This is a genomic window from Micromonospora sp. WMMD961, from assembly GCF_029626145.1.
In the GTDB taxonomy this organism is placed as follows: Bacteria; Actinomycetota; Actinomycetes; order Mycobacteriales; family Micromonosporaceae; genus Micromonospora.
In genome coordinates this window covers 5,245,604-5,270,134 of sequence record NZ_JARUBJ010000002.1, presented here as the reverse complement: position 1 = coordinate 5,270,134, position 24,531 = coordinate 5,245,604, and the positions used below count along the sequence as shown (strand labels likewise).

At 71.4% G+C, this 24,531-nt stretch carries 19 protein-coding genes; 13 read left to right on the top strand and 6 right to left on the bottom strand.

From position 1 onward, the window contains the following. The first annotated feature begins 115 nt into the window (after positions 1–115). The 5 genes from rsgA (at position 116) to O7614_RS23720 (ending at position 8,760) form a co-directional block, all read left to right on the top strand. Positions 116–1,186 (top strand): ribosome small subunit-dependent GTPase A, encoded by a 1,071-nt coding sequence (rsgA, locus tag O7614_RS23740; protein ID WP_278140674.1) that lies wholly within the window; start codon positions 116–118, stop codon positions 1,184–1,186. A 330-nt stretch (positions 1,187–1,516) separates the two neighbouring features. After that, positions 1,517–4,462, top strand: a complete 2,946-nt coding sequence (uvrA, locus tag O7614_RS23735) for an excinuclease ABC subunit UvrA (protein WP_278140673.1) — start codon at positions 1,517–1,519, stop codon at positions 4,460–4,462. Between the two features lie 246 nt (positions 4,463–4,708). Continuing rightward, on the top strand, positions 4,709–5,191 hold the full coding sequence (locus tag O7614_RS23730) for a Rieske (2Fe-2S) protein (protein ID WP_278140672.1): 483 nt from the start codon (positions 4,709–4,711) through the stop codon (positions 5,189–5,191). A gap of 165 nt (positions 5,192–5,356) precedes the next feature. After that, positions 5,357–7,345, top strand: coding sequence for an excinuclease ABC subunit UvrC (gene uvrC, locus O7614_RS23725; RefSeq protein WP_278140671.1), 1,989 nt, complete (start codon positions 5,357–5,359; stop codon positions 7,343–7,345). A gap of 758 nt (positions 7,346–8,103) precedes the next feature. Next, entirely contained in the window at positions 8,104–8,760 is a 657-nt protein-coding gene (locus O7614_RS23720; RefSeq protein WP_278140670.1) for a C39 family peptidase, read from the top strand. A 70-nt stretch (positions 8,761–8,830) separates the two neighbouring features. Here O7614_RS23720 and recQ read toward each other — a convergent pair whose 3' ends face one another. Further along, on the bottom strand, positions 8,831–10,672 hold the full coding sequence (gene recQ / locus O7614_RS23715; RefSeq protein ID WP_278140669.1) for a DNA helicase RecQ: 1,842 nt from the start codon (positions 10,670–10,672) through the stop codon (positions 8,831–8,833). A 278-nt stretch (positions 10,673–10,950) separates the two neighbouring features. On the opposite strand from recQ, the gene rapZ reads away from it, so the two are divergent. The 8 genes from rapZ (at position 10,951) to O7614_RS23675 (ending at position 18,085) form a co-directional block, all read left to right on the top strand. Then, on the top strand, positions 10,951–11,853 hold the full coding sequence (gene rapZ / locus O7614_RS23710; RefSeq protein WP_278142353.1) for an RNase adapter RapZ: 903 nt from the start codon (positions 10,951–10,953) through the stop codon (positions 11,851–11,853). Further along, a complete protein-coding gene (locus tag O7614_RS23705) occupies positions 11,850–12,953 on the top strand; it encodes a 2-phospho-L-lactate transferase CofD family protein (protein WP_278140668.1) in 1,104 nt (367 codons plus the stop codon). Before rapZ ends, O7614_RS23705 begins: the two co-directional genes overlap by 4 nt. 54 nt (positions 12,954–13,007) lie before the next feature. Beyond that, complete coding sequence (gene whiA / locus O7614_RS23700) at positions 13,008–13,988, top strand: DNA-binding protein WhiA (protein ID WP_030337350.1); 981 nt, start codon at positions 13,008–13,010, stop codon at positions 13,986–13,988. Between the two features lie 263 nt (positions 13,989–14,251). Continuing rightward, positions 14,252–15,256 (top strand): type I glyceraldehyde-3-phosphate dehydrogenase, encoded by a 1,005-nt coding sequence (gap, locus tag O7614_RS23695; protein WP_278140667.1) that lies wholly within the window; start codon positions 14,252–14,254, stop codon positions 15,254–15,256. Further along, the gene (locus tag O7614_RS23690; protein WP_278140666.1) at positions 15,253–16,452 is read left to right on the top strand and encodes a phosphoglycerate kinase; all 1,200 of its coding nucleotides are present in this window, start codon (positions 15,253–15,255) and stop codon (positions 16,450–16,452) included. The genes gap and O7614_RS23690 overlap by 4 nt, the downstream gene beginning before the upstream one ends. 2 nt (positions 16,453–16,454) lie before the next feature. After that, the gene (tpiA, locus tag O7614_RS23685; RefSeq protein ID WP_278140665.1) at positions 16,455–17,246 is read left to right on the top strand and encodes a triose-phosphate isomerase; all 792 of its coding nucleotides are present in this window, start codon (positions 16,455–16,457) and stop codon (positions 17,244–17,246) included. 96 nt (positions 17,247–17,342) lie between these two features. Continuing rightward, positions 17,343–17,603: a preprotein translocase subunit SecG gene (gene secG, locus O7614_RS23680; RefSeq protein WP_124816438.1), complete on the top strand. Its 261-nt coding sequence runs from the start codon at positions 17,343–17,345 to the stop codon at positions 17,601–17,603. A 140-nt stretch (positions 17,604–17,743) separates the two neighbouring features. Continuing rightward, entirely contained in the window at positions 17,744–18,085 is a 342-nt protein-coding gene (locus O7614_RS23675; RefSeq protein ID WP_088949250.1) for an RNA polymerase-binding protein RbpA, read from the top strand. Positions 18,086–18,203: 118 nt separating this feature from the next. Here O7614_RS23675 and pgl read toward each other — a convergent pair whose 3' ends face one another. From pgl to tal, 5 genes are all read right to left on the bottom strand, one after another. Next, a complete protein-coding gene (gene pgl / locus O7614_RS23670; RefSeq protein ID WP_278140663.1) occupies positions 18,204–18,974 on the bottom strand; it encodes a 6-phosphogluconolactonase in 771 nt (256 codons plus the stop codon). Positions 18,975–19,124: 150 nt separating this feature from the next. Further along, complete coding sequence (locus tag O7614_RS23665; RefSeq protein ID WP_278140662.1) at positions 19,125–20,141, bottom strand: glucose-6-phosphate dehydrogenase assembly protein OpcA; 1,017 nt, start codon at positions 20,139–20,141, stop codon at positions 19,125–19,127. Beyond that, positions 20,138–21,691: a glucose-6-phosphate dehydrogenase gene (gene zwf / locus O7614_RS23660; protein WP_278140661.1), complete on the bottom strand. Its 1,554-nt coding sequence runs from the start codon at positions 21,689–21,691 to the stop codon at positions 20,138–20,140. The genes O7614_RS23665 and zwf overlap by 4 nt, the downstream gene beginning before the upstream one ends. Before the next feature lie 2 nt (positions 21,692–21,693). Further along, positions 21,694–23,343 (bottom strand): glucose-6-phosphate isomerase, encoded by a 1,650-nt coding sequence (locus tag O7614_RS23655; RefSeq protein ID WP_278140660.1) that lies wholly within the window; start codon positions 23,341–23,343, stop codon positions 21,694–21,696. After that, entirely contained in the window at positions 23,340–24,518 is a 1,179-nt protein-coding gene (tal, locus tag O7614_RS23650; protein ID WP_278140659.1) for a transaldolase, read from the bottom strand. The genes O7614_RS23655 and tal overlap by 4 nt, the downstream gene beginning before the upstream one ends. Positions 24,519–24,531: the final 13 nt, after the last annotated feature.

The window sequence follows — 24,531 nt, the reverse complement described above, 5'->3', positions numbered from 1 at the left end:
CGCGACCTACCGTCAGCGGCAGACGCGGCACCGGGACATCGGACGGAGGTGGTGATCATGCCGGACGTGGCACGCGTGTTCCGCCATCACCAGCTTCGACACCGATGAGGATGCCATGACGATCGACCTGACCGCCCTCGGCTGGGACGCCGAGCGAGCGGCGTACGCCGAGCGACGCCCCGAGCAGCACCCGGGTCGGGTGGCCCGGGTGGATCGGGGGGTCTGCACCGTACTCACCGCGTCCGGCCCGGTCCGGGCCAGCCTGGGCGGGGCGGTGTTGGCCGCCGCCACCCGGGATCCCTCCGCCCTGCCCTGCGCCGGGGACTGGGTTCTGCTCACCAACTGGCCGGACCGTCGCGTCACCGTCGAGGGGGTGCTGCCGCGCCGGGGCGCGCTGGTCCGGCGTACCGCCGGCAAGGACGCCAGCGGGCAGGTGCTGGCCGCCAACCTCGACGCCGCTGCCGTAGTGGAGCCGGTGCACCCCGAGCCGGACGTGGGCCGGATCGAACGGCTGCTGTCCCTGGCCCACGAGTCCGGCGCCCGGCCGCTGGTCGTACTGACCAAGGTCGACCTCGCGGCCGACCCGGCCGCGCTGGCCCGCCAACTCGCCGCGGTCGCCCCCGGAGTGCCGGTGCTGCCGGTCAGCGCCGAGCGGGGCATCGGGCTCGACCCGTTGCGCGCCGAGGTCACCCCGGGCCGCACGCTCGGCCTGCTCGGGCCCTCCGGCGCCGGCAAGTCGAGCCTGGTCAACGCCCTGGCCGGCGCCGTGACGATGCCGACGCAGGCGATCCGCCGGGTCGACGGCAAGGGTCGGCACACCACCACGTGGCGGGCACTCGTACCGATCCCCGGCGGGGGTGCGGTGATCGACACGCCCGGTGTGCGGGCGGTCGGCCTACTCGACGGCGCGGCCGGGCTCGACCGGGCGTTCGCCGACATCGCCGGGCTGGCCGAGGGCTGCCGGTACGCCGACTGCGGGCACGACGGCGAGCCCGCCTGCGCGGTACGTGAGGCGCTGCACACCGGCGAACTGTCCACCCGACGCTGGGAGAGTTGGCGGCGCCTGCAGGGCGAGGTGGCCCACGAGAGCCGACGGCGGGAGGCGCGGGTGGCGGCGGAACGGCGCGGCGGCTGGCGCTCGGCCCGACGCCGGACGGCCCGTCCGCCGACGCCCGGCGGCTACTGACCGGGCTCTCCGGTCGTTCGCCTCCGGTGGTGGCCGGGGCAACGGCTGGGTACGGGCTCGCCGGGTCCCGCCGGTCGCGTTGAGCGTTCTGCTCCGCGCGGTCGGCGGGCTGCCGCCCGGCGGCGGCTGCGGGCTGTGGTCCGGCGGCGGCTGCGGGCTGTGGTCTGGTGCGGCCGACCGGGCTGAGCTGGGGGAATGTGCGGGCGAGGGAAAGTGTCGTACCTCGGGGCTAGAGTTGCCGAGGCGTGGTTCCCGCGCCCGTACGACCGCTCAAATCACCCAGAGCGGGACACATTCTTCGCTTCGTCTTCTCCCGGGAGTACACGCACTGTGGCCGACCGACTGATCATCCGTGGCGCGCGCGAGCACAATCTGCGTGACGTCAGTCTCGACCTGCCCCGGGACGCACTCATCGTGTTCACCGGGCTGTCCGGGTCGGGCAAGTCGAGCCTGGCCTTCGACACGATCTTCGCCGAGGGCCAGCGCCGCTACGTCGAGTCGCTCTCGTCGTACGCCCGGCAGTTCCTCGGCCAGATGGACAAGCCAGACGTCGACTTCATCGAGGGCCTGAGCCCCGCCGTCTCGATCGACCAGAAGTCCACCTCGCGCAACCCGCGTTCGACCGTCGGCACGATCACCGAGGTCTACGACTACCTGCGTCTGCTCTTCGCCCGCATCGGCGAGCCACACTGCCCGGTCTGCGGCGAGCGGATCTCCCGGCAGAGCCCACAGCAGATCGTCGACCGGGTCCTCGCCATGGCCGAGGGCACCAAGTTCATGGTGCTCGCGCCGGTCATCCGGGGCCGCAAGGGGGAGTACGTCGACCTCTTCGCCGAGTTGCAGGCCAAGGGCTACGCCCGGGCCCGCGTCGACGGCGTGGTGCACCCGCTGACCGAGCCGCCGAAGCTCAAGAAGCAGGAGAAGCACACCATCGAGGTGGTGATCGACCGGCTCACCGTCAAGCCCAGCGCCAAGCAGCGGCTGACCGACTCGGTCGAGGCCGCCCTGGGTCTCTCCAGCGGCCTGGTGCTGCTCGACTTCGTCGACCTTCCGGAGGACGACCCGGACCGGGAACGCCGCTACTCCGAGCACCTGGCCTGCCCCAACGACCATCCGCTCGCCATCGAGGATCTCGAACCCCGGGTCTTCTCCTTCAACGCGCCGTACGGCGCCTGCCCGGAGTGCACCGGCCTGGGCACCAAGAAGGAGGTCGACCCGGAGCTGCTGATCCCCGACCCGGAGCGCAGCCTCCGCGAGGGTGCCATCCAGCCCTGGTCCACCGGGCACAACCTGGAATACTTCCTGCGCCTGCTGGAGGCGCTCGGCGAGGCGCAACACTTCGACGTCGACACCCCGTGGCGGGCGTTGCCGGCTCGGGCACAGAAGACGATCCTGCACGGCTCCGACGACCAGGTGCACGTGCGCTACCGCAACAAGTACGGCCGTGAGCGCTCCTACTACACCGGCTTCGAGGGCGTGGTGCAGTGGATCGAGCGCCGGCACTCCGACACCGAGTCCGAGTGGTCCCGCGACAAGTACGAGGGCTACATGCGCGACGTGCCGTGCGCGGCGTGCGGGGGCGCCCGACTCAAGCCCGAGGTGCTCGCGGTCACCCTCGCGGGCAAGAGCATCGCCGAGGTCTGCAACCTGTCCGTGGGGGAGTGCGCCGACCTGCTCGCCGGCATCGAGCTGAGCGACCGGCAGAAGCTGATCGCCGAGCGGGTCCTCAAGGAGATCAACGCCCGGCTGCGGTTCCTGCTCGACGTCGGTCTGGACTACCTCTCCCTGGACCGGCCGGCCGGCACCCTGTCCGGCGGGGAGGCGCAGCGCATCCGGCTCGCGACCCAGATCGGCTCGGGTCTGGTGGGCGTTCTCTACGTGCTGGACGAACCGTCGATCGGGCTGCACCAGCGTGACAACCACCGGCTGATCGAGACGCTGATCCGGCTCCGCGGGCTGGGCAACACGCTGATCGTGGTCGAGCACGACGAGGACACCATCCGCGTCGCCGACTGGATCGTCGACATCGGGCCCGGCGCCGGTGAGCACGGCGGCAAGATCGTGCACAGCGGCTCGGTGCCCGCGCTGCTGAAGAACAAGGAGTCGATCACCGGGGCGTACCTGTCCGGGCGTCGGTCGATCCCGACACCGTCGACGCGCCGCCCGCAGGACCCGGCACGGGAGTTGGTGGTGCACGGCGCGCGGGAGCACAACCTGCGCAACCTGACCGTCGGGTTCCCGCTCGGGCAGCTGATCGCGGTCACCGGGGTCAGCGGGTCGGGGAAGTCGACGCTGGTCAACGACATCCTGTACGCGGTGCTGGCCAACCAGATCAACGGCGCCCGGCTGGTGCCCGGCCGGCACACCCGGGTCTCCGGTCTGGAGCACGTCGACAAGGTCGTCGGCGTGGACCAGTCGCCCATCGGCCGGACACCGCGCTCCAACCCGGCCACCTACACCGGGGTCTGGGACCACGTCCGCAAGCTGTTCGCCGAGACCACCGAGGCGAAGGTACGCGGCTACGGCCCGGGACGGTTCTCCTTCAACGTCAAGGGCGGGCGCTGCGAGGCGTGCTCCGGCGACGGCACCATCAAGATCGAGATGAACTTCCTGCCCGACGTGTACGTCCCCTGCGAGGTCTGCAAGGGCGCCCGGTACAACAGGGAGACCCTGGAGGTGCACTACAAGGGCAAGACCGTCTCGGACGTGTTGGAGATGCCGATCGAGGAGGCCGCCGAGTTCTTCTCCGCCATCCCGGCCATCCACCGGCACCTCAAGACCCTGGTCGACGTCGGCCTGGGCTACGTACGCCTCGGTCAGCCCGCGCCCACCCTCTCCGGCGGTGAGGCACAGCGGGTCAAGCTCGCGTCCGAGCTGCAGAAGCGCTCCACCGGTCGGACGGTCTACGTGCTCGACGAGCCGACCACCGGTCTGCACTTCGAGGACATCCGCAAGCTGCTGATGGTGCTGGAAGGGCTGGTCGACAAGGGCAACACGGTGATCACCATCGAGCACAACCTCGACGTGATCAAGACGGCCGACTGGTTGATCGACATGGGCCCGGAGGGCGGCCACCGCGGCGGCACCGTGCTCGCCACCGGCACCCCCGAGGAAGTCGCCGAGGTGGCCGAGAGCCACACCGGCGAGTTCCTGCGCCAGGTGCTCAAGCTCGACGGCAAGGCCAAGGGCGCGGCCGCCGCCACCACCCGTGCCGCCAAGGCCAACGGCACGACCAAGGCGCGGGCCAGCCGAAAGGTGCCCGCCGGCGCGCGCTGACCTGGCATCCGCGAGGACGGGTCCGCCTGCGGCGGGCTTCGCGGGGCGGGTCCGGTCAGGTTCGTGCGTGTCGATCGTGGCGCGGACGGGGCGGTCCGGAGCCCGCCCCGTCCTGTTTCCTGGGTTCGGACAGATACCCGGTTTCCTGGGTCGGAGAGATGCCCGGATGAACCATCCGGCACAGTTGCCCGTGTGGAGAAGTGTGGCCGGCTTTCGCCGCCGCAGCGGGCTAGAGAGAGGCGAGGCATGAGTGACGATCAGGCGCTGACCGGTCCGGGTACGCAGACGCGTCGCACCCTGCTCACCGGAGTCGGGGCGGTCGGCGCGGCCGTCGTCCTGGCTGCCTGCGGCAGCGACGACGGTAGCGGCAGCGGTGCCCCCGCCAGTGGCGGCCCGGCCGTCCCCAGCACCGGCGACGCCGGTGGCGGCGACCGGCAGGGCGCCCAGTCGCTGGCCACCACCGCCGACATCCCGGTCGGTGGCGGCAAGATCCTCGCCGCCGAGGGCGTGGTCATCACCCAGCCCACGGCCGGCCAGTTCAAGGGCTTCAGCCCGATCTGTACGCACCAGAACTGCCCGGTGTCGAACGTCGACGGCGGCACCATCAACTGCACCTGCCACGGCAGCAAGTTCTCGATCGAGGACGGCTCGGTGAAGGCCGGTCCGGCCACCAAGCCGCTGCCGCCCAAGGACATCAAGGTCACCGGCGACCAGATCTCGCTGGCCTGACGCTGACGCTGACGCGGTGGGGCTGGCCGCTGGCCCCGCCGGATGGTCGACTCCCGTTCCGGGAGATCGGGGTGTTCGTGACAGTGCGGCACCCCGATCTCCCGGAAACCGAGTGGATCTAGAGCTTGCGCTGGGCTGTCGGTGCTGCGGACTAGGCTTGCTGGCGTGGCTGACCCCTCGACCTACCGCCCCGCACCCGGCACCATCCCGGAGCTACCGGGGGTCTACCGCTTCCGTGACGGCACCGGCCGGGTGATCTACGTCGGCAAGGCGAGGAACCTGCGCAGCCGGCTCAACTCCTACTTCGGCGACGTGTGGAACCTGCACGAGCGCACGCGCCAGATGGTCACCACTGCCGAATCGGTGGACTGGATCACCGTCGCCACCGAGGTCGAGGCGCTCCAGCAGGAGTTCACCTGGATCAAGCAGTACGACCCCCGGTTCAATGTCCGTTACCGCGACGACAAGTCGTACCCCTATCTGGCTGTCACCCTCAACGAGGAATACCCACGGCTCCAGGTGATGCGTGGCGCCAAGCGCAAGGGGGTGCGCTACTTCGGTCCGTACTCGCACGCCTGGGCGATCCGCGAGACCCTCGACCTGCTGCTGCGGGTTTTCCCCGCCCGCACGTGCTCCGCGGGTGTCTTCAAGCGGGCCGGCCAGGTCGGCCGCCCCTGCCTGCTCGGCTACATCGGCAAGTGCTCGGCACCATGCGTCGGCACCGTCTCCGCCGACGAACACCGCGCCATCGTCGACGGGTTCTGCGACTTCATGGCGGGGCGCACCGACACCATGGTCCGCAAGATCGAACGTGAGATGACCGAGGCGAGCGAGCAGCTCGAGTTCGAGCGGGCCGCCCGGCTGCGCGACGACGTCGCCGCCCTGCGCCGGGCCATGGAGAAGCAGACCGTGGTGCTGGGCGACGGCACCGACGCCGACGTGGTCGCGTTCGCCGACGACCCCCTCGAAGCGGCAGTGCAGGTCTTCCACGTCCGCGACGGCCGGGTTCGCGGCCAGCGCGGCTGGGTGGTGGAGAAGACCGAGGACCTGACCACCGGCGACCTGGTGCACCACTTCTGCACCCAGGTGTACGGGGGCGAGCACGGCGAGGCCGACGTGCCCCGGGAGTTGCTGGTGCCCGAGCTGCCCGCCGACGCCGAGGCGCTGGCGGAATGGCTCTCCAACCACCGGGGCAGCCGGGTGTCGCTGCGGGTGCCGCAGCGCGGTGACAAACGCCAACTGATGGAGACCGTCGAGCGCAACGCCAAGGACGCGCTGGCCCGGCACAAACTGAAGCGATCCGGGGACCTCACCACCCGGGGCAAGGCATTGGACGAGATCAGCGAGGCGCTGGGCATGCGCACCTCGCCGCTGCGCATCGAGTGCTTCGACATCTCCCAGATCCAGGGCACCGACGTGGTGGCCAGCATGGTGGTCTTCGAAGACGGGCTGCCCCGCAAGAGCGAATACCGGCGGTTCATCGTCCGCGGCGCCACCGACGACCTCTCCGCGATGTCCGAGGTGCTGCGCCGCCGCTTCGCCCGCTACCTGGACGCGCGGGCCGAGACGGGCGAGGTCGGAGTCGAGTCGGCCGACGACCCGACCACTCCCGAAGACACGGTCGAGCCGCAGGTCGGCGTCCTGATCGACCCGACCACCGGCCGACCGCGGAAGTTCGCGTACCCGCCGCAGTTGGTGGTCGTCGACGGTGGTGCCCCGCAGGTCGCTGCCGCCGCGCAGGCCCTCGCCGACCTGGGCATCGACGACGTGGCGCTGTGCGGGCTGGCCAAGCGGCTGGAAGAGGTCTGGCTTCCCGACGACGAGTTCCCGGTCATCCTGCCCCGCACCTCGGAAGGTCTCTACCTGCTGCAACGGGTCCGGGACGAGGCCCACCGGTTCGCCATCACCTTCCACCGGCAACGCCGGTCGAAGCGGATGACCGAGTCGGCACTCGATCATGTGCCCGGCCTCGGTGAGGTACGGCGCAAGGCGCTGCTGCGACACTTCGGCTCACTCAAGAGGCTGTCCGCCGCAACAGTCGAGGAGATCACCGAAGTGCCGGGGGTGGGCCGGCGGACCGCCGAGGCGATCCTCGCGGCTCTCGACACGGACACGAAAGCCGACGAGGGTGTGGAGTCGCCCCCGACAGTCTGACGTCGCACTCGCACCGCTCGGCGGTCCAAGACTGCGCAATCTCGGGGAAGTGCTGTCTCGGCCCGGTGTGAGGTGTCAGTTTCCCGGAGAGTGTGCGGATGACGGACACGGCTGTTGTCGGCAGGTCGCGCCGGTCGCGGTGGCAGGTCGCCTTCCTGCATGATCCTGCTCGATCCAGGTTGCAGTGGTCTCGTCGGCGCGCGGAAGGCACTCTTTCCTGGTTTGAGTGCGACCTTGGGGCGAATTCCGGCAAACCGCGCAGGCGGCGCAGGGGGTTCACGGACGCCCGACGCACCCAGGGGCGCGCAGGCCGCGCATCATCGCGCCGGCGGTTTGATCCACTCGGTTTCGCTGATGTTGGAGTATCCCCGGCACTCGGACGCCCCGAGGTCGAGAAACCCGAGTGGATCAAGCAGAGTGGCGGTCGTCGGGGAAGGATTGCCCGGTTCGTGAGGTTGGTCCGCTGGTCGCTGTCACCCGGCCAGCGGAATCCGGGCCGGCTCGGGGTCGTTATACCTGGCACGGCCGCGACCCTGGGTCGTGGTGAGCGGCAGCCGCCGGGAACACCGGCCAGGCCGCCCTCGTTGCACCCCCGAGCCCCACGGGCCGGGAGCCCGGCGGAATGAGTCGCCGCCCGGCACGGTTACACCTCGTCCCGATGCCGGCCCCCCAGGGCCGCCGGGCAACGGAGCTTTCCCCGCACGGCCGTTCCCCGTGAGTCGTGCGTATCCCCCGATGAAGCAGAGGAGCACGCCATCATGCGTACCGATCTGATTCGTAAGACCGCGCTGACCGCCGCTGGCCTCGCGTTCACCGGTGGTGCCATCGCCGGTCCGGTGACCGCCGCGTACGCCATGTCCGACGCCAAGCCCACCTCGCAGACCCAGACCGACCGTAAGAGCGGTGAGCGGGAGTTGGGTGTGCGCTACGAGGCGCAGCCGAACTTCTACTACTGCGGCCCCGCCGCCGCCCGCAACGCCCTGTCCGTGCAGGGCAAGGACATCAGCGTGGACGCCATGGCCAAGGAGATGGGCACCACCGAGGCCGGCACGAACTCGATCAACGACATCACCCCGGTGCTGAACAAGGAGACCGGTAAGAACGACGCCTACCGCTCCGTCGAGATCAGCACCCCGGCGGCTGACGACAAGCAGACCGACAAGCTGCGCGCCGACATCGTCCGCACCGTCGACGACGGCCGGGCCGTGGTCGCCAACATCGCCGGCACCACGACTGACACCGACGGTGGTATCCACTCCTTCGAGGGTGGGCACTACATCAGCGTCGTCGGCTACCGCGACAACGGCACCATCGTCACGATCGCCGACTCCGCCGACCCGAACACCGCCTCCTACCAGGTGACCGTCGAGCACCTCGCGGACTGGATCGCCACCCGCGGCTACGCCACCAGCTGACCCACACCACAGCACCACCCGAACGACGAAGGGCCGGACCCCACCACGGGGCCCGGCCCTTCGCCGTGTCTCAGTCGCTGGCCAGTACGGCCAGGATCTGCTCGCCGTACTTGGCGAGCTTGTTCTCGCCGACCCCGCTGACCCGGGACAGCTCGGCGAGCGTGCCCGGCGCGTCGGTGGCGATCTGTCGAAGCGTGGCATCGTGGAAGACCACGTACGCCGGAACGCCCTGCTCCTTGGCGGTGGTCGCCCGCCAGCCGCGCAGGCGCTCGAAGACCGGCGCGGCGGCCGGGGTCAGCTCGGCGACGACGGTGGCCGAGCCGCGCGGCTTCGACGAGCGGCTCGATGCCGGCTTCTCCGGCTCGCGTCGCATCGTGACCGTTCGGCGGCGGCCCAGCACGTCGGCGCTGGCGGCGGTCAACGCGAGTGTGCCGTAGTCGCCCTCCACGGCGAGCAGCCCCTCGGCGAGCAGTTGCCGGACCACACCCCGCCACTCCGCCTCGCTCAGCTCGGAGCCGATGCCGAAGACGGTCAGCGAGTCGTGGCCGTACTGGCTGATCTTGTCATTGTGTTTGCCGAGCAGGATGTCGATGCAGTGCCCGGCGCCGAAGCGTTGGTTGCGCTCACGGTCGAGGCGGAAGACCGTGGAGAGCAACTTCTGGGCGGCGACAGTGCCGTCCCAGGACTCCGGCGGGCTGAGGCAGGTGTCGCAGTTGCCGCAGGCGGGCGTGGACGTCTCGCCGAAGTATTCGAGCAGTTGGACGCGTCGGCAGCGCACCGTCTCGCAGAGGGCGAGCATCGCGTCCAGGTGGGCGGCGAGGTTCCGGCGGTGGGCGAGGTCGCCGTCCGACGTCTCGATCATCTTGCGTTGCTGGACCACGTCCTGCAGTCCGTACGCGAGCCACGCGGTGGACGGCAGGCCGTCCCGTCCGGCGCGGCCGGTCTCCTGGTAGTAGCCCTCGACGGACTTGGGCAGGTCGAGGTGGGCGACGAAACGTACGTCGGGTTTGTCGATGCCCATGCCGAAGGCGATCGTGGCCACCATCACCAGGCCGTCCTCCCGCAGGAAGCGCTGCTGGTTGGCGGCGCGGGTGGCCGCGTCGAGACCCGCGTGGTACGGCAGTGCGGCAATTCCGTTGGCGACCAGGAACTCCGCCGTCTTGTCGACCGAGGCCCGGGACAGGCAGTAGACGATCCCGGCGTCGCCCGGATGTTCGTCGCGCAGCAGCGCCAGGAGTTGCTTGCGCGGCTCCCGTTTGGGCACGATCCGGTACTGGATGTTGGGCCGGTCGAAGCTGGCCACGAAGTGCCGGGCGTCGTCGAGCTTGAGCCGAGTCGCGATCTCGGTGCGGGTGGCGCTGGTCGCGGTGGCGGTCAGCGCGATGCGTGGCACCTGCGGCCACCGTTCGTGCAGCATCGACAGCGCCAGGTAGTCGGGGCGGAAGTCGTGCCCCCACTGGGACACGCAGTGCGCCTCGTCGATCGCGAACAGGGAGATGCGGCCCCGGTCCAGGAGGGCGAGCGTGGACCGGACGCCGAGCGCCTCCGGGGCGAGGTAGAGCAGGTCCAGTTCGCCGGCGACGAAGGCGGTCTCGACCCGGCGCCGGGCGTCGAGGCTCTGGGTCGAGTTGAGGAAGCCGGCGCGGACGCCGACCGCGGTGAGCGCGTCGACCTGGTCCTGCATGAGGGCGATCAGCGGGGACACGACGACCGCGACGCCGTCGCGAACCAGGGCCGGGATCTGGTAGCACAGGGACTTGCCGCCACCGGTGGGCATCAACACCAGCGCGTCGCCGCCGTCGACCACGTGGTCGATCACGTCCTGCTGGAAGCCGCGGAAGGCGTCGTAGCCGAACACCCGGCGCAGCACCGGCAACGCGCCCTCGGTCCGCAGGTCGGTGGGAGAAGCCATCCGCGGAGTCTACGAGCCGAGCCCGACAGCACCCGCCCGGCGCACCCGGGCGGTGGTCGTCGCCCTCGCCAACCGTCCGGCCTGACCTGCGAAGATCGCGAAAAGCGCACCTGTGATCACTGATCGTCACCAAGGGCGGAGGTGGCAGGCCGTGGCGGGTGCGCGGACTGGACCCGGCAGCGGGATAGAGTCGCTGATTGACCACTCGCGGCCAGAGGCGGCCGCGGCGCCACGGCTTGGGGGTACGGGTGAGCGAGGCGCGCACAGTCGGTGACCGGATCGACGACCCGGAGGCGGTCGAGGGGCAGTCGGCGGCGGAGTCGGAAACCACACTCGTGGTGGTCACCGGGCTCTCCGGCGGTGGCCGCAGCACGGTCGCCAGGGCGTTGGAGAACGTCGGCTACTACGTGGTCGACAATCTGCCGCAGGCGCTGATGCTGGACATGGCCGAGCTGGCGTTCAAGGCGGGCGGCGCGGCTCGGCGTACCGCGATGGTGCTGGACGTGCGGTCGCGGGCCTTCTCCACCGATCTGGCCGGGGCGATCCGCGCGCTCAAGGAGCGCGGGTTCTCGCCCCGGGTGGTCTTCGTCGACGCCGACGACGAGGTGTTGATCCGACGGTTCGAGAGCGTCCGCCGTTCGCACCCTCTGCAGGGGGACGGGCGGTTGGCCGACGGCATCGCCGTGGAGCGTGGCCTGCTGGAGGAGGCGCGCGACCAGGCCGACGTGATCATCGACACCAGCCACCTCAACGTCAACCAGCTCCGCCGACGCATCGAGGAGCTGTTCGGCGGCGAGGACGCGCGTCGGCTGCGGGTCACCGTGCTGTCCTTCGGCTTCAAGTACGGCCTGCCGCCGGACGCCGACTTCGTGCTGGACGCCCGGTTCCTGCCCAACCCGTACTGGGTGCCGGAGCTGCGCGAGCACACCGGGCGGGAGGAGGCGGTCAGCGCGTACGTGCTCGGTCAGGAGGGCGCGGACGCCTTCGTCGCCTCGTACGCCGACCTGGTCAACGCCACCACCACCGGCTTCGAGCGGGAGGGCAAGCGGTACCTCACCGTCGCCGTGGGCTGCACCGGCGGCAAGCACCGCAGCGTCGCCATCGCCGAGGAGTTGGCCGGGCGGCTGCGCCACTCCGGGCTGGCGGCCAACGCCCAGCACCGCGACCTGGGGCGGGAATGACGGCCCGGCGGGTGGTGGCGTTCGGCGGCGGACACGGGCTGTCCGCCTCGTTGCGCGCGTTGCGTCACTGCGCCCCCGAGCTCGATCTCGACATCACCGCGGTGGTCACCGTCGGGGACGACGGCGGCTCCAGTGGCCGGCTGCGCGCCGAGCGGGGTGGTCTGCCCCCGGGTGATCTGCGTCAGGCGCTGGTGGCACTGGCCGGAGACCACCCGGCGACCCGGCGCAGCGCCGGGCTGTTCCAGCACCGTTTCGCTGCCGTGCCGGCCGGCGTACCGCAGCTCGGCGAAGCCGACCCGGGCCGGGCGGCGACCGATGGTCGCGACTCCGGTGCGGACCAGGGGGCCGGCGGTCGCGACTCCGGCGCGGATGGCCAGGGCCCGGGCGCGGACCGGGCGGCGGCCCGCGTCGACGGGCTGACCGGGCACGCGGTCGGCAACCTCGTGCTCTGCGGTCTCATGGAGTTGCTCGGCGACCCGGTGGCCGCGCTGGAGCACGCCGGTGCGATGCTCGGCGCGGTCGGCCGGGTGCTGCCGATGTCCCGGCAGCCGGTCGGCATCGAGGCGCAGGTGCGCGGGGTCGACCCCGCCGCTCCCGACGAGGTGCGCACCGTACGCGGCCAACACCAGGTGGCGGTCACCACCGGGCGGGTCGAGTCGCTGCGCCTCACGCCCGCCGCCCCGCCGGCCTGCACCGAGGTGATCGAGGCGATCAGGGCGGCGGACTGGTTGATCTTCGGACCGGGCAGCTGGTACACGAGCGTGCTCCCGCACCTGCTGGTGCCGCAGCTGGCCGACGCGATCGTGTCCACCTCGGCCCGGCGGTTGGTCACGCTGAACCTCGCCGCGGAGAAGGAGACCCTCGGCCTCTCCGTCGCCGACCACCTCGCGGCTCTGCACTGGTACCTGCCCGAGCTCAAGGTCGATCTCGTGCTCGCCGACGCCAAGGCGGTGGGTGACCCCGAACCGGTCGAACGTGCGGCAGAATCGCTGGGTGCCCGCCTGGTCCTCGCCCCCGTCGCCGTCACCGGTGGCACTCCCCGCCATGATCCGGCTGCCCTGGGCGCCGCACTGGTGCCTGTCCTGGGCGCCGATCGTTAGACACGTACGTAATCTCCGGCGACACGCCGGAACCGGTCCGTGAGGGGACGCACAATGGCGATGACGGCCGCGGTCAAGGACGAGCTGAGTCGGGTCGACGTGCCCAAGCCCTGCTGTCGGCGGGCGGAGATGGCCGCACTGCTGCGCTTCGCCGGCGGGCTGCACATCGTCTCCGGCCGGGTGGTGGTGGAGGCGGAACTGGACACCGGGGCGGTGGCCCGACGGCTGCGCCGGGAGATCGCCGAGGTCTACGGCTATCCCAGCGAGATCCACGTGCTGGCCTCCGGCGGGCTGCGCAAGGGCAGCCACTTCATCGTGCGGGTGGTCAAGGACGGCGAGGCCCTCGCGCGGCAGACCGGCCTGCTCGACGTGCGGGGCCGCCCGGTGCGCGGGCTGCCCCCGCACGTGGTCGCGGCGAACGTCTGCTGCGCGGTCTCCGCGTGGCGGGGGGCGTTCATGGCGCACGGCTCGCTCACCGAGCCCGGCCGCTCCAGTGCGCTGGAGATCACCTGTCCGGGGCCGGAGTCGGCGCTGGCGTTGGTCGGCGCGGCCCGCCGCATCGGCATCACCGCGAAGAACCGTGAGGTACGCGGGGTGGACCGGGTGGTCGTCAAGGACGGCGACGCGATCGCCGCGCTGCTCACCCGGATCGGCGCGCACTCCAGCGTGCTCGCCTGGGAGGAGCGTCGGGTACGCCGCGAGGTGCGGGCCACCGCCAACCGGCTCGCCAACTTCGACGACGCCAACCTGCGCCGCTCGGCGCGCGCGGCGGTCGCCGCCGCCGCCCGGGTCACCCGTGCCCTGGAGATCCTCGCCGACGAGGCGCCCAACCATCTGACCGACGCCGGGCGGCTGCGCCTGGAGCACCGGCAGGCGTCGCTGGAGGAACTGGGCGCGCTGGCCGACCCGCCGCTGACCAAGGACGCCATCGCCGGGCGGATCCGCCGACTTCTGGCGCTGGCCGACAAGCGGGCCCGGGACCTCGGCATCCCGGATACCGAAGCGGCAGTCACGCCCGACATGCTCGTGGTCTGATAGGACGGTAAGGCCGCACGGTGCGCCCGGGAGCACGACCCGGCGCAGCGTGGTCTCGCACGCTCGGATAAGGTCGCTGCGTACGGCAAGGGGGCCGACACAGGCACTCCTCGTCGTGCACACCGCCTCGGGCGGTCAAGGTCCTCAGACCGCGGCGGGGTGGCCGAGACGAACCGTCAACGGCCGGCTCCAACGGTCGGCGCACACCACTCCGCCGGCCCGTTGTCTGAGGCCGGCGACCAGAACGCGAGGAGATGGGACCTGTGACCATCCGGGTTGGCATCAACGGCTTCGGCCGAATCGGCCGTAACTTCTTCCGGGCAGTGCTGGCGTCTGACGCCGACATCGAGGTCGTGGCGGTGAACGACCTGACCGACAACGGCACGCTTGCCCACCTGCTCAAGTACGACAGCATCCTGGGCCGCCTGCCGTACGAGGTCAAGGCCACCGCCGACGAGATCACCGTAGGCGGCAAGACCATCAAGGCGTTCGCCGCGAAGGACCCGTCGACGCTGCCGTGGGGCGAGGTCGGCGCCGACGTCGTCATCGAGTCGACCGGCTTCTTCACCGACGCCACCAAGGCGAAGGCGCACGTCGACGGTGGGGCCAAGAAGGTCATCATCTCCGCACCGGCGAAGAACGAGGACGTCACCGTCGTCATGGGTGTCAACCACGACACCTACGACCCGGCGAAGCACACCATCATCTCCAACGCTTCGTGCACCACCAACTGCCTCGCCCCGATGGCGAAGGTCCTGCACGACACGTTCGGCATCCAGCACGGTCTGATGACGACGATCCACGCGTACACCCAGGACCAGAACCTGCAGGACGCGCCGCACTCGGACCTGCGTCGGGCCCGCGCCGCCGCGCTGAACATCGTGCCGACCTCCACCGGCGCCGCCAAGGCGATCGGCCTGGTCCTGCCGGACCTCAAGGGCAAGCTCGACGGGTACGCCCTGCGGGTGCCGATCCCGACCGGCTCGGTCACCGACCTCACCGTCAACGTGGGTCGCGAGACCACCGTGGACGAGGTCAACGCCGCGCTGAAGGCCGCCGCGGACGGCCCGCTCAAGGGCATCCTGGTCTACAACGAGGACCCGATCGTCTCCACCGACATCGTCACCGACCCGGCGTCGTGCATCTTCGACGCGCCGCTGACCAAGGTCGTCGGCAACCAGGTGAAGGTCGTCGGCTGGTACGACAACGAGTGGGGCTACTCCAACCGCCTCGTCGACCTCGTCAAGCTGGTCGGTTCGTCGCTGTGAGCATCCGGACCCTCGACGACCTGCTCGCCGAGGGGGTGTCGGGTCGGCGCGTGCTGGTGCGCGCCGACCTGAACGTCCCGCTCGACAAGCAGACCGGTGCCATCACGGACGACGGCCGGATCCGCGCGGTGCTGCCGACCCTCGGCGCGCTGGTCGAGGCCGGCGCGAAGGTGGTCGTCTGCTCGCACCTGGGCCGCCCGAAGGGCGCGCCGGACCCGCAGTTCAGCCTGAGCCCGGTCGCCGGGCGGCTCGGTGAGCTGCTCGGCGCTCCGGTGCACTTCGCCACCGACACCGTCGGTGAGTCGGCCCGTTCCACCGTCGCGGGCCTGGCCGACGGCCAGGTCGCCCTCCTGGAGAACCTGCGTTTCAACGCGGGCGAGACCAGCAAGGACGAAGCCGAGCGGGGCGCGTTCGCCGACCAGCTCGCCGCGTTCGGCGACGCGTACGTGGACGACGCGTTCGGCGCGGTGCACCGCAAGCACGCGAGCGTCTTCGACGTGCCGGCCCGGTTGCCGCACGTCGCGGGTCGACTGGTGCTGCGTGAGGTCGAGGTGCTCTCCAAGCTCACCGGTGACCCCGAGCGCCCGTACGTGGTGGTGCTCGGTGGGTCGAAGGTGTCCGACAAGCTCGCCGTGATCGAGGCCCTGCTGCCCACTGTCGACCGGCTGCTCATCGGCGGCGGGATGTGCTTCACCTTCCTGAAGGCCCAGGGCCTGGAGGTGGGCACCTCGCTGCTGGAGAAGGACATGGTCGACACCTGCCGCAACCTGCTGGAGCGGGCCAACGGCAAGATCCTGCTCCCGGTCGACGTGGTGGTGGCGGACGCGTTCGCCCCGGATGCCGCGCACGACACGGTCCGCGTGGACGGCATCCCGAGCCACCGGCTCGGGCTGGACGTCGGCCCGGAGACGGTTGCCGGCTTCAGCGCCGCGCTGTCCCAGGCGAAGACGATCTTCTGGAACGGCCCGATGGGCGTGTTCGAGATGCCGGCGTTCGCGGCGGGCACCCGGGGGATCGCCGAGGCGATCACCAAGGCCGACGCGTTCAGCGTCGTCGGTGGCGGTGACTCGGCGGCGGCGGTCCGTGCCCTCGGGCTGGACGAGTCGTCCTTCGGGCACATCTCCACGGGCGGCGGCGCCTCCCTGGAATACCTCGAGGGCAAGACCCTCCCCGGCATCGCGGCCCTGGAGAACTGAACATGGCGAGCACCACCCGTCGGCCGCTGATGGCCGGCAACTGGAAGATGAACCTCAACCACCTCGAGGCCAACCTGCTGGTGCAGAAGCTGGCGGCGAGCCTCACCGAGAAGCAGCTCACCGAGGTCGAGACGGTCGTGCTGCCGCCCTTCACCGACCTGCGCACCGTGCAGACGGCGGTGGACGGCGACAAGCTGCTGATCGGCTACGGCGGGCAGGACCTCTCCCCGCACGCCTCCGGCGCGTACACCGGCGACATCTCCGGGCCGATGCTGGCCAAGCTCGGCTGCACGTACGTGGTGGTCGGGCACTCCGAGCGGCGGGCCTACCACCACGAGGACGACACTGTCGTCAACGCCAAGGTCAAGGCGGCGCTCACGCACGGCCTGACCCCGATCCTCTGCGTGGGGGAGGGGCTGGACGTCCGCGAGCAGGGCACCCACGTGGCGCACTGCGCCGACCAGCTCGACGGGGGCCTCGCCGGGCTCACCGCCGAGCAGGTGCGGCAGGTCGTGATCGCGTACGAGCCGGTCTGGGCGATCGGCACGGGCAAGACCGCGACCCCGGAGGACGCCCAGGAGGTCTGCGGGGCGATCCGGAAGCGACTGGCGGAGCGTTTCGACCAGGAGACCGCCGACCAGGTCCGGGTCCTGTACGGTGGCTCGGTCAAGGCGTCCAACGTCGCCTCGATCATGGCCCAGCCGGACGTGGACGGGGGCCTGGTGGGGGGCGCCAGCCTGGACGCGGAGGAATTCGCTCAGATCTGCCGCTTCCCGGAGCACCTCGCCCGCTGATCGCTCGGTATCCTTGACACCGCCCGTCCGCCGGTCGGTGCCGCCGTGCCCGATCAGACCGGGCGAGGATCGCTACGAGAGGAACTGACCCCAGCCATGCCGATCTGGTTCGCATACACGTTGATCGTGTTGCTGGTCATCACGAGCATTCTGCTCACCATGCTGATCCTGCTGCACCGCGGCAAGGGCGGCGGTCTGTCGAGCATGTTCGGCGGTGGCGTCAGCTCCAGCCTCGCCGGCTCGTCGGTGGCGGAGAAGAACCTGGACCGTTACACCGTTCTGGTGAGCGTCGTCTGGTTCGCCGCCATCGTCGGCCTCGGGCTCTGGCTCCGCCTGCAAATGAACAGCGGCGCCTGAGCGAGCGCGTCAAGTCGTACAATCTGCGCGCGGTCCGTCACTCGACGGGCCGCGCGCAGGCTTTTCTCCGCTGCACCGCGTCGCCCGCCGCCCACCCCTCGACGACGGCGGGTCCCCTCCGACGACAGGAGCGAGCAGCCGTGCCTAGTGGCAACGTCATCCGTGGCGCCCGGGTCGGGTCCGCACCGATGCGCCCCGACGAGCGGCACCAACCCGCCCCCCGACAGGACGTCACCTACTGGTGCCGCAACGACCACCGGATCGACATCCGGATCGCCGCGGACGCCGAGGCGCCGGCGCTGTGGGACTGCCCCCGCTGTGGCCTACCCGCCGGCCGGGACGCGCAGAACCCGCCCGGCCGGGTCCGCGCCGAACCGTACAAGAGCCACCTGGCGTACGTGAAGGAGCGGCGCACCGCCGAGGAGGGCGAGGCGCTGCTGGCCGAGGCGCTCGCCGCGCTCCGCCGCCGCCGCGGCGAGTAGGGCACGGCCGCAAAGGCCGACGCACCGTGGAGGCGGCGGCAAGGCCGACCGGCGAGCAGGGCGCGGCCCGAAGCCGACGCACCGCTAGGCCGGCGGCAAGGCCCCGCTGTGGGCGGCCTCAGCGCAGGCTGCGGAAGCGGGCGGGTACGTCGGCTGCCGCAGCCCGGTCCAGCAGCCAACGGGTACGGCTCACGCCGTGCACCCCGGCGGCCGGCAACTGCACCGGCCCGGCGCCGGCCAACGCCATGCCCACCGCACGGGCCTTGTCGGCGCCGCCGGCGACCAGCCAGACCTCGTCGGCGGTGTTGATCGTCGGCAGGGTGAGGGTGGTCCGCACCGGCGGCGGCTTGGGGCTGCCCCGCACCGCGCTGCACGGCCGGGTGTCGTAGTGCACCGGGTGCTCGGGGAAGACCGAGGCCACGTGCCCGTCCTCGCCGACGCCCAGCATCAGCACGTCGAAGTGCGGCAGCGTGGCGTGGCCGGGCCGGGCGGCGCGCGCCAACTCGTCGGCGTACGCCGCAGCCGCCGCCTCGGGGTCGTTGCCGGCCGGGCCGTCGGATGCCGGCATCGGGTGCACCCGGGCCGGGTCGAGCGGCACCCCGTCCAGCAGGGCGGCCCGAGCCTGCGTCTCGTTGCGGTCCGGGTCGCCGGCCGGCAGGAACCGTTCGTCGCCCCACCACACGTCGACCCGGGACCAGTCCACCGCGTCGCGGGCCGGCAGTGTCGCCACCGCCCGGTACACAGCCGCGGCGACCCGACCTCCGGTGAGCACCACCGACGCTTCGCCCCGGTCGGCCTGGGCGTCGAGCAGCTTCACCAGCAACCGGGCCGCCACGGCCTGCGCCAGCAGGTCGGCGTCGGCGTGGACGGCGACACTCGCCTCACTCATGGGATGCGCCTTCGTTTCCCGACCGCAGGGCGGTCGCTGTCGCGTCGTACCCGGGCTGGTGGGCCCGAGGTGGTGGGGCGAAAGCCCCGGAGGTTTCGGGGCAGGGCCCGGTCGCAACCCGGCCCTGCCCCGACGTCGTGCGGGTGGGGATCAGCCCTCGCCGCTCGTGCCGGAGTGCGCGGTGACCCCGGCCTCGGCCCGCCGTGCGGTAGCCGGATCCTTCCAGACGTGCACCCGCTGCGCGGGACGCTGCTCCAACCCCCGCAACCCGACGGTCGCACCCAGCGCCTCCGCGTACACCTGGTCGGCGTCCAGGCGGCGCAGCTCCTCGGCCAGCTCGTCACCGAGCGGGCGGCGGACCAGCGGCAGGGCCCGGTCGTCCTGGCCCGTCCGCCGGAACACGGCCATGCTGTCCTCGCGGGTCAGCGTGAGCTGGTCGCCGTTGGCGCAGCTGAGCTGCACCTCCCGCATCCGGGGGGACTCGTTGCTGTCCACCCGACGCGGGGTGATGCCGAGCCGGCTGGACAGCCAACCGGCCATCAGGGCCGCCGTCGGGTCGGTGGACGGCGCGACGATGGTCGCCTCGGTGACCTGGGCGCTCGTGGTGTCGAACGCCCCGGCCACCAGGGTGCGCCACGGGGTGATCCGGGTCCACGCCAGGTCGGTGTCGCCAGGGGCGTAGTCCCGGGCACGCTGCCGCAACGCCTCCACCGGGTCGGCCGCCTGCGCCGCGTCGGTGATCCTCCGGTCGGCGACCACCCCGAGGAAGTCGGTGGCGATCTCCGCCGGTGGTTCCCCGTGCCACCAGGTGACCACCGGCACGTCGGGAACGAGCAGCGGCATCACGACCGACTCCGCGTGCAGGGCCAGCCGACCGTACATGCGGGTGACCACCGCCTCGCACGGGCCGAGCCGACCGCCGACGACGATCTCCGCGTCGAGCCGGTTGCGGTCCCGTTCGATCTCCGAGCGGACCACCACCACCAGCCGACACGGGTGGGCGGCGGCGGCGATCGTCGCCGCCGCTTCCGCCTCCCGAACCCGCTTCTCGTCCACGACCACGATGAGGGTGAGCGCCATACCGCTGGCGACCCCGCCGGCGCTGCGCCGCTCGGCGGCGAGCGCCTTGACCACCTCGTTGCCGGTGGTGTCCCACAGCCCGATCATGCTCGTCTCCAAGCGCGACCCTCACGGGCCAGCATCTCGTCGGAGGCCCGCGGCCCCCACTCACCGGCCCGGTACGGCTCCGGGGTGGTGCCCTCCCAGGCGTGCTCCAGGGGGTCGATCACCTGCCAGCTCTGCTCGACCTCGGCGGCGTCCGGGAACAGGGTGCGGTCGCCGATCAGCACGTCCAGGACGAGACGTTCGTACGCCTCCGGGCTGGACTCGGTGAACGCCTCGCCGTACTGGAAGTCCATCGCGATGTCGCGGACCTCCATCGTCGTGCCCGGCACCTTCGAGCCGAACTTGAGCACCACGCCCTCGTCCGGCTGCACCCGGATGACCAGCTGGTTGTTGCCCAGCGACTCCATGTCGGCGTCGTTGAACGGCAGGTGTGGCGCCTTCTTGAACATGATGGCGACCTCGGTGACCCGCCGGGGCAGCCGCTTGCCGGCCCGGATGTAGAACGGCACCTCCGCCCAGCGGCGGTTCTGGATGCCCAGCCGCACCGCCACGTACGTCTCCGTGGTGGAGTCGGCGGGGACGTCCTGCTCATCCAGGTAACCGACGGCGCGTTCGCCGCCGACCCAGCCGGGCAGGTACTGACCGCGGACGGTGTCCCGGGCGACGTCCTTGGGCAGGGTGATCGCCTTGAGCACCTTCAGCTTCTCGGTCCGGATCTCGTCGGCGTCGAAGCTGGTCGGCTCCTCCATCGCCACCAGTGCGAGTAACTGGAGCAGGTGGTTCTGGAGCACGTCGCGGGCGGTGCCGACGGTGTCGTAGAAGCCGGCGCGGCTGCCGATGCCGACGTCCTCGGCCATGGTGATCTGCACCGAGTCGACGTACTTGGAGTTCCACAGCGGCTCGAACAGGTTGTTGGCGAACCGCAGGGCAAGGATGTTCTGAACCGTCTCCTTGCCCAGGTAGTGGTCGATCCGGAAGACGTCCTCCCGGGTGAACACGTCGTCGACGAGGTCGTTGAGCGCCTTCGCCGACGGCAGGTCGTTGCCGAACGGCTTCTCCACCACGACCCGACGCCAACCACCGGACTTCGCGTTGTCGGCCATTCCGGTGCGGGCCAACTGCTTGAGCACGACGGGGAACGCGGCCGGCGGGATGGAGAAGTAGAACGCGGCGTTGCCGGTGATGCCGTGGGTCTGCCGCAGGTCGTCAAGCGTCGAGGCCAGGGTGTCGAAGGCCGCGTCGTCGTCGAACGAGCCGCCGACGAACTTGATGTTGCCGGCCAGACGTGCCCACACCTCGTCCCGCCACGGGGTACGTGCGTGCTTGCGGGCCGCCTCGCACGCGAGGGTCTCGAAGTCGCCGTCCCCCCAGTCGCGGCGCGCGAAGCCGAGCACCACGAAACCGGGCGGCAGCAGCCCCCGGTTGGCCAGGTCGTAGACCGCGGGGAGCAGCTTCTTGCGGGCCAGGTCGCCGGTCACCCCGAAGATCACCAGAGCGCAGGGCTCCGGGATCCGGGGCAACCGGCGGTCCTGCGGGTCGCGCAGCGGGTTCACCGGGCCACCTCCTCGCTCCGCCTCAGTCACGTCGTCCATCCTCACGCCCGCAGAGCACCGGAGGCGTCGAGCAGTTGGGCGACACCGGCGGCACGGTCGGTCAGGTGCAACCGCAGCACCGGCCGCTCCCGACCGGCGAGGGCCTGCCGGTCCCCGGCGGCCTGGGCCGCCTGCAACTCACCGAAGGTGTACGGCTTGCCCGGCACCGCCAGGTCCTCGGCGACCGCACCGGTCACCTGCAGGTAGCTGCCCACCTGCGGGCCGCCCTTGTGGTACTGGCCGGTCGAGTGCAGGAACCGCGGACCCCAACCGAAGGTGACCGGGCGCCCGCCCGCCTGGGCCAGCATCGGCCGCAGCCGGGCCGCGTCGGCGTCGGCGAACCGGTCGAGGTACGCCATCACCGCGAGGTAACCGTCGTCGCCGAGCCCGTCGAGCAGCCAGCGCAGCACGCCGGCCAGGTCTCCGGGAGCGCCCTGCGGGGCGTACACCTCGATCGCGCCCTCGGTGAACGACGGCGTCTCCGCCGGCGGGCCCGAGGCCAGGATCTTGTTGGTGTTCTCCTTGGACTCGGTGACGTTCGGCTGGTTGAACGGGTCGATGCCGAGCACCACACCGGCCACCGCGGTCGCGTACTCCCAGGCCAGGAACTGCGCGCCCAGCGGGCCGTTGACGGCCACGTCCGGGTTGGCGCCGCCGCCCGGCACGTCGCCCGGCGCCAGCGCGCCGCCGTAGCTGACGGTCAGCACGTCCGGCCCGGTGGCGCCGGGGCTCTGCGGGGACTCCACGACCACCGGGAGGATGCCCACCCCGGCCTTGCCGGTCGACTCGGCGATCAGCTGCTCGGCCCAGTCGCCGAGCCCGTCGATGCCGGTGCCGTCGGAGACCAGGGCGACCTTGTCCCGGGCCAGCGTCGCCGCCGCGCCCAGGGCGGCGCCCAGCGCGAGAGCCGGGTTGTTCTGGTCGGCGCCGAGCGACGCGGCCAACGCGTCGGCCTGGTCGAGCAGTTCCGCGACCTCGACCCCGGCCAGCGCCGAGGGCACCAGACCGAACGCGGTCAGCGCCGAGTACCGGCCGCCCACGTTCGGGTCGGCGAGCACGGTGAACGCGCCCATCTCGGCCGCGGTGGCCTCCAGCGGCGAACCCGGGTCGGTGACGATGACGAAATGCCGGCCGGCCTCCGCCTCGGTCATGCCGGCGTCCAGGAACGCCTGCCAGTAGGCGCGCCGGTGGCTGTCGGTCTCCACCGTCGACCCGGACTTGCTCGCCACCACGACGACGGTGCGCTCCAGCCGGTCACCGAGCGCCGCCCGGACCTGGCCCGGGTCGGTGGTGTCCAGCACGGTCAGCGGGCGGCCCAGCGTCCGGGTGATCACCTCGGGCGCGAGCGAGGAGCCACCCATGCCGGCGAGCACCACGTGGTCCAGGTCGGCCAGCTCCGCGGTCAGCTCGGCCAACTGCACCAGCAGCTCCCGGCTGCGCCGATGGGTGTCCACCCAACCCAGCCGGATCTTCGCCTCGGCCTCGGCGTCCGGGCCCCACAGGCTCGCGTCCTTGCCCGCAAGCTTGCCCGGGACGCCGGCCTTGACCAGCGCGTCCCGGGTCGAGGCGGGCGCGGCCTTGTCGACCGCGTCCGCGCCGTACACGGCGAGCCCGGCGGCTGCCTCCACCGGCCCCGCAAGAAGGTCACTCATGCGTTCCCACCGGCCTTCTCGGCGGCCTTCGCGTTGCCCTTGGCGGCCTTGTTCGGCGCACCCTTGCCCTTGGCCGCCGCCTCCAGCGACTTGCGCACGCCGTCGAGCAGCTCCTGCCAGCTGGCCTCGAACTTCTCCACGCCCTCGCGTTCCAGGGTGGCGATCACGTCGTCCATGTCCACCCCGACCGACTCCAGGTCCGCGAAGACCTTCCGGGCCGCGTCGTAGGCGCCGGTGATGGTGTCGCCGCGGGTCTCGCCGTGATCGGCGTACGCGTGGATGACCGACTCCGGCATGGTGTTGACGGTGCCGGGGGCGATCAGCTCCTCGACGTAGATCACGTCGCGGTAGTCCGGGTTCTTCGTCGACGTGGACGCCCACAGCGGCCGCTGCGGGTGCGCCCCGGCGGCGGCGAGCGCCTTCCAGCGATCGGAGGAGAACACCTCGGTGTAGCGCTCGTACGCCAGCTGGGCGTTGGCGATGGCGGCCTTGCCCTTCAGCGACTTGGCCTGGTCGGAGCCGACCTTCTCCAATCGCTTGTCGACCTCGGAGTCGACCCGGGAGACGAAGAACGACGCCACCGAACCGATCTTCGACAGGTCGTGGCCGTTGGCCTTGGCCTGCTCCAGACCAGCGAGGAACGCCTCCATCACCGCCGAGTAGCGGTCCAGGCCGAAGATCAGCGTCACGTTGACGCTGATCCCCTCGGCCAGGGTGGCGGTGATCGCCGGCAGGCCGGCCTCGGTGGCCGGGATCTTGATGAAGAGGTTGGGGCGGTCGACCAGCCACCACAGCGCCTTGGCCTCGGCCACCGTCTTGTCGCTGTCGTGGGCCAGCCGGGGGTCCACCTCGATGGAGACCCGGCCGTCGACGCCGTCGCTGCCGTCGTACGACGGGCGCATCACGTCGCAGGCCCACCGCACGTCGTACGTGGTGAGCATGCGCACCGACTCCTCGACCTCCACGCCACGGGTGGCGAGGTCGTGCAGCTGCCAGTTGTACTCGTCGGCGTCGCTGAGCGCCTTCGCGAAGATCGTCGGGTTGGTGGTGACACCGGCCACGTGCTTCTCGCGGCGGAGCTGGTCCAGCCCGCCGGAGCTCAGTCGTACCCGGGAAAGGTCGTCGAGCCAGACCGCCACACCCGCGGCGGTGAGCTCATTCAGCTTGTCCGTCATGCCGTCCACGCTC

Coding starts and splice junctions, on each gene's coding strand:
- rsgA (WP_278140674.1), top strand. CDS start 116: ATGACGATCGACCTGACCGCCCTCGGCTGGGACGCCGAGCGAGCGGCG.
- O7614_RS23730 (WP_278140672.1), top strand. CDS start 4,709: ATGAGTGACGATCAGGCGCTGACCGGTCCGGGTACGCAGACGCGTCGC.
- O7614_RS23720 (WP_278140670.1), top strand. CDS start 8,104: ATGCGTACCGATCTGATTCGTAAGACCGCGCTGACCGCCGCTGGCCTC.
- recQ (WP_278140669.1), bottom strand. CDS start 10,672: ATGGCTTCTCCCACCGACCTGCGGACCGAGGGCGCGTTGCCGGTGCTG.
- O7614_RS23705 (WP_278140668.1), top strand. CDS start 11,850: ATGACGGCCCGGCGGGTGGTGGCGTTCGGCGGCGGACACGGGCTGTCC.
- whiA (WP_030337350.1), top strand. CDS start 13,008: ATGGCGATGACGGCCGCGGTCAAGGACGAGCTGAGTCGGGTCGACGTG.
- tpiA (WP_278140665.1), top strand. CDS start 16,455: ATGGCGAGCACCACCCGTCGGCCGCTGATGGCCGGCAACTGGAAGATG.
- secG (WP_124816438.1), top strand. CDS start 17,343: ATGCCGATCTGGTTCGCATACACGTTGATCGTGTTGCTGGTCATCACG.
- pgl (WP_278140663.1), bottom strand. CDS start 18,974: ATGAGTGAGGCGAGTGTCGCCGTCCACGCCGACGCCGACCTGCTGGCG.
- O7614_RS23665 (WP_278140662.1), bottom strand. CDS start 20,141: ATGATCGGGCTGTGGGACACCACCGGCAACGAGGTGGTCAAGGCGCTC.
- zwf (WP_278140661.1), bottom strand. CDS start 21,691: ATGGACGACGTGACTGAGGCGGAGCGAGGAGGTGGCCCGGTGAACCCG.
- O7614_RS23655 (WP_278140660.1), bottom strand. CDS start 23,343: ATGAGTGACCTTCTTGCGGGGCCGGTGGAGGCAGCCGCCGGGCTCGCC.
- tal (WP_278140659.1), bottom strand. CDS start 24,518: ATGACGGACAAGCTGAATGAGCTCACCGCCGCGGGTGTGGCGGTCTGG.